The following is a 4,631-nucleotide window of genomic DNA, read 5'->3' as shown; positions in this document are numbered from 1 at the left end:
TACAACCACCACCGCCGGCACTCCTCGCTCGGCTACCTAACCCCAGCCGAGTACGCTCGGCAGTGCACCCATCAAATGGAAACCGACGACTCACAGAACGTCCGGACCGAATGAAGGGGGCGGCTCACAGACTCTCGGCATCACGGGCCTGTCGAAATCGCAGGTCTCAGAGATGAGTAAAGACCTGGATGCGCAGGTCGAAGCGTTCCGCACCCGGCCGCTCGATGCTGGGCCGTATCGGTTTGTCGCCGCCGACGCGCTCGTGCTCAAAGTGCGTGAACACGGCCGGGTCGTCAAGGTCGCCGCCATGGTCGCCACCGGCATCAACAACGACGGCTACCGCGAGATCCTCGGCCTGCAACTGGGCACCGCGGAGACCAGGGAGGGGTGGCTCGGGTTCTTCCGTGATCTGGCTGCCCGCGGCCTGTCGGGGGTGGAGCTGATCACCTCCGATGCCCATGCCGGGCTGGTCGAAGCGGCCGGGGCGGTGTTCGGGACGGCGCAGTGGCAGCGCTGCCGCACCCACTACGCGGCCAACCTGATGGCGGTGTGCCCGAAGTCGCAGTGGCCCGCGGTGAAAGCGCTGCTGCACAGCGTCTACACCCAGCCCGACGTCGAGGCGGTGATCGCCCAGTACGAGCACATGATCGACAGCCTGGCCACCCATCTGCCGGCCGCTGCCGAGCACCTCGAGGGCGCCCGCGATGAGGTGCTCACGTTCACGAAGTTCCCGAAGGAGGTGTGGAAGAAGATCTGGTCGAACAACCCGAACGAACGGCTCAACAAGGAGATCCGGAGACGCACCGACGTCGTCGGCATCTTCCCCAGCCGAGTCGCGGTGATTAGACTCCTCGGCGCGGTGCTGGCCGAGCAGCACGACGAATGGACCGAATCACGGCGCTACATGAGCCTGGAATTGCTGACCGCGACCGACACGATGCTCGCCGAAGCAGCCGCGAAAGCCGCGGCTGAACAAGCCGCCCTACAGGTCAGCGACACCATGACCGACGACCCCGGCCACGCGGCACTCGCCGCCTGACAACCCACCCGACCACGAGGAACCCGACAAAGCCTCGATACACCACTCAAAAGGACTTGACCATGGCTATGCCCGAGACCGACCTGCTGCGCATCGGCCGCTGGTGCCGTGAACGCGTGCCCGAGCACCTGTGGGATCAGGTGAGAGTAGAAGCCGAGATCGCCGACCGGCACGTCACGATCATCGAGACGCGGCCGCCGTGGGACGGGCAGGGCGACTGGACGCGGTTCCCGGTCGCGCGCCTGCGATACACCGTCAAGACCGGCCAGTGGAGCATCTACTGGCGTGACCGGCACATGAAGTTCCACGAGTACACGAAGAGGCGCCCGACGAAGAACGTCCAGAGTCTGCTCGACTACATCGGCAGCCACCAGGATCCGATCTTCTGGGGCTGAGAGCTCCCACGGCCGTGTCGGTACTCACCGCTACGGTCGGGAGTATGAGCGAAGAGCAATGGGATGAAGCGGCCTTCCGCGCATCGATCCCGGCCGCGCGCGAGAAGGTTGAGTTTGCCGCAAGGTTCTGCGAGATCGGCCCCTCACAGCCCCGCTGGGATAGTCACCGTCCCGTCGTCGAGTTGATCTTCTATCTCTGCAAGCTCGACTACGACATCAAGGTGCTCTTGCTGCCTTCCTGACCGATTGAAGCGCCCTGGGTTTGTTGGAGACTCCTGACCTTGGAAACGAGGATGGAGTTATGCCGAAAGAGCAGACAGCGGGGAAGCCGACGACGCGTCGGTATTCGCCGGAGGAGAAGGCCGCGGCGGTCCGGATGGTGAGGACGCTGCGTGCCGAGCTGGGGACCGAGCATGGGACCGTCAATCGGGTCGCGACGCAGCTCGGGTACGGGGTCGAGTCCGTGCGGATGTGGGTCAAGCAAGCCGACATCGACGACGGCGTCACCTCTGGCGTGAGCAGCGCTGAGGCGCGGCGGGTGCGTGAACTGGAGCAGGAAGTCCGGGAGTTGCGGCGGGCCAACGAGGTCCTCAAGCGTGCTGCGTCTTTCTTCGGGGCGGAGCTCGACCGCCACTACCGGAAGTAGTCGCGTTCATCGACGCGAACAAGGATGACCTGGTCGACGCTCGCCGGCTCGGAGTCGAGCTCATCTGCAGGCTGCTGCAGGTGGCTCCGAGCAGCTACTACGCCGCCAAGACCCGCGCCCCCTCGGCTCGCGCGGTGCGGGACGAGGAGCTGATCCCGCAGCTGGTCGAGCTCTAGGAGACGAACTACCGCGTCTACGGGGTCAGAAAGCTCTGGAAGACCGCGCGTCGCGCCGGGATCGACATCGGCCGAGATCAGACGGGCCGGCTCATGCGCGCCGCAGGGATTAAGGGCGCGACCAGGTCGAAGCGGGTGAAGACGACCCGGCCAGATCCGACCGCGGCGCGGCACCCGGACCTCGTGAAGCGGGAGTTCACCGCGCCTGCCCCGAACCGGCTCTGGGTCACCGACCTGGCGTTCGTGCCGACGTGGGCCGGCGTCGCGTACGTCTGCTTCATCGTCGACGCGTTCTCCCGGATGATCGTCGGGTGGCGGTGCGCGTCACACATGCGCACCGAGATGGTCCTCGACGCGATCGAGATGGCCCGCTGGTCCCGCGGCGCTCGCCACGAGGACCTGCGCTGCCACAGCGACGCGGGGTCTCAATTCACCTCCATTCGCTACGGCGAACGCCTCGCCGAGATCGGAGCGACACCGTCGATCGGGACCGTCGGGGACAGCTATGACAACGCCCTGGCCGAGACCGTGAACGGCTATTACAAGGCCGAGCACGTCCGCGGACCCGCACGGCCAGGTCCCTGGCGGACGGTCGAGGACCTCGAGCTCGCGACCCTCGGGTGGGTGTCCTGGCACAACACGCAACGCCTCCACGGCTACCTCGGCGACGTCCCACCCGCCGAGTTCGAGGACACGTTCTATGCTGTCGAAGCCGGCCGCGAACAGCTGGTCGGAATCAAATAGCGCGAGTCTCCATCAGACCCAGGGGGCTTCAGGGCCAACGCTCTGGTCACCGACGAGATCGATTTTGGATCGAGCCGCTCGGCCACTGAGGAAGTTCTGAATTCCCGGGGATATAAGTCGAGCCGAACGCCGAACCGTAGGGTCTGTCTCGATCAGTTTGTGCTAAGGAATATGTCAGGCACGGAAAGAGGCCCAGGCGCTCCCCTCGAGGGAGTACCTGGGCCTCATTCCATTTTCCCTCGTCAGATGCGGACTCTGACCCGTGGGAACGTGGTCGGGCTAGCGGGATTTGAACCCACGACCTCTTGACCCCCAGTCAAGCGCGCTACCAAGCTGCGCCATAGCCCGTGGCGAATCGCGGTCATCCGCGCTTCGGCACCCGATGAGCATACCCCACCGGCACCGCCGGGCGCGAATCGGAAGCGGGCCTGCCAGGTCGTCGTTGTCAGGGGCAAACCGCGCGACACCCCCCAAAACGTGAACAAGGGGCCCACGTCCTCTTCACAGACGTGAACCCCTCATCCCTTGACCGAGGGCCACCCGACCGAGAGTCCCCCAGCGACCGCGGCCCCGGCGTACCGGTGGGCCTGGCGGTCTGCACGAACCCTCTCATGACTGAGGGTGCAGTCGTGCACGGGTGAAGCGTAACACGTCGAGCCGCTCCGATCCGCCGTTCCGGGCGGGTCGAAGAGGCGTGTCGGGGGGCTCACGGATCCCCGTCGCAGGATCAGTACGTGAAGGTCCGGTGCCCCACGCGGAATTCGACATCCTTCAGGTCCGGGATGGCGTTGCGCGCCCGCTCCGCCGCCTCCCGCATCGTGTCCTCGAGGACCTGGGGATCGGCATCGAGCAAAGACTGGCCGTACTCGATGACCACCTTTCCGTCCTCCCGGAGCGCCTCGACGTCGACGATGTCCGAACCGGAGGGCAGGGATCGCGTCAGGTCCTCGACGACCTCGGCGGCGCGCTGGTCCGCCTCTGCGAGGGCGCCCTCGGCCTCCTGGCGCAGCTGCCCCAGGTCCACGCGGTCCGAGGCGTCCGCCTCCAGCTCGCTGATCCGGTCCTCGGCCTGGGCGAGCCGGTCCTCCGCGCTCTGCAGCGCGGCCCGGGTCTCGCCGTCGTCGACCGCGCAGCCGGATGCGGCCAGCGCGAGCGCGGCCAGGGTGGCCAGGGACAGGGCGGCGGGGCGACGTCGGATGAGGCTCATGCCCTCAGGCTACGAGGCGAAGGTGGACGAACGGTGGGAGCTTGCCGGGACGACGACGTCCCCCGGCACGGCAGGCCGAGGGACGTCGTCGGGGCAGAGCCGGATCAGCGGCGGCGACCGCGCTTCTCGCGCACGCGCATCCCGATCTCGAGGGGCGTGCCCTCGAACCCGAACGTCTCGCGCAGGCGGCGCACGATGAACCGGCGGTAGCCGGGGTCCAGGAACCCGGTGGTGAACAGCACGAACTTGGGCGGCCGGCTCGAGACCTGGGTCGCGAACAGGATGCGGGGCTGCTTGCCGCCGCGCAGCGGGTGCGGGTGGGCCGCCACGAGCTCGCCGAGGAACGCGTTGAGCTTGCCCGTGGGGATGCGGGTGTCCCACGAGTCCAGGGCGAGGTCCAGCGCGGGGACGAGACGGTCCTTGT

The 4,631-nt window shown here is 67.0% G+C and carries 3 protein-coding genes, 1 tRNA gene, 3 pseudogenes and 1 other annotated feature; of the genes and pseudogenes, 4 read left to right on the top strand and 3 right to left on the bottom strand.

Translation table 11 applies throughout. The annotated features are described in order from the left end of the window. Positions 1–127: 127 nt before the first annotated feature. From D8M29_RS09105 to D8M29_RS09090, 4 genes and pseudogenes are all read left to right on the top strand, one after another. Positions 128–1,039 (top strand): annotated as a pseudogene (locus D8M29_RS09105) (IS256 family transposase); the annotation flags it as partial. Between the two features lie 62 nt (positions 1,040–1,101). Next, positions 1,102–1,434 carry a DUF3024 domain-containing protein gene (locus tag D8M29_RS09100; protein ID WP_036315702.1) on the top strand — a complete coding sequence of 111 codons (333 nt, stop codon included), beginning with the start codon at positions 1,102–1,104 and terminating at the stop codon, positions 1,432–1,434. A gap of 44 nt (positions 1,435–1,478) precedes the next feature. After that, entirely contained in the window at positions 1,479–1,676 is a 198-nt protein-coding gene (locus D8M29_RS09095; RefSeq protein WP_010078466.1) for a hypothetical protein, read from the top strand. 59 nt (positions 1,677–1,735) lie between these two features. Next, positions 1,736–3,000, top strand: a pseudogene (locus tag D8M29_RS09090) (IS3 family transposase). Next, positions 2,035–2,169: a sequence feature (AL1L pseudoknot), on the top strand. (Overlaps the previous pseudogene by 135 nt.) A gap of 271 nt (positions 3,001–3,271) precedes the next feature. Here the strand turns inward: D8M29_RS09090 and D8M29_RS09085 are convergent. The 3 genes and pseudogenes from D8M29_RS09085 to D8M29_RS09075 form a co-directional block, all read right to left on the bottom strand. Then, positions 3,272–3,348, bottom strand: a tRNA-Pro gene (locus tag D8M29_RS09085). A 379-nt stretch (positions 3,349–3,727) separates the two neighbouring features. Then, positions 3,728–4,207, bottom strand: a complete 480-nt coding sequence (locus D8M29_RS09080; protein WP_049147777.1) for a hypothetical protein — start codon at positions 4,205–4,207, stop codon at positions 3,728–3,730. A 104-nt stretch (positions 4,208–4,311) separates the two neighbouring features. After that, positions 4,312–4,631: pseudogene (locus D8M29_RS09075) on the bottom strand (ribosome biogenesis GTPase Der); the annotation flags it as partial.

The organism is Micrococcus sp. HSID17227, assembly GCF_003989405.1.
Taxonomy (GTDB): Bacteria; Actinomycetota; Actinomycetes; order Actinomycetales; family Micrococcaceae; genus Micrococcus; species Micrococcus luteus.
Note: the sequence above shows the minus strand (reverse complement) of the source record. Positions and strands in the feature narration are given on the sequence as shown.

Bases quoted from the DNA above. Each gene is read 5' to 3' on its own strand.
- D8M29_RS09100 (WP_036315702.1), top strand. From the start codon at position 1,102: ATGGCTATGCCCGAGACCGACCTGCTGCGCATCGGCCGCTGGTGCCGT.
- D8M29_RS09095 (WP_010078466.1), top strand. From the start codon at position 1,479: ATGAGCGAAGAGCAATGGGATGAAGCGGCCTTCCGCGCATCGATCCCG.
- D8M29_RS09080 (WP_049147777.1), bottom strand. From the start codon at position 4,207: ATGAGCCTCATCCGACGTCGCCCCGCCGCCCTGTCCCTGGCCACCCTG.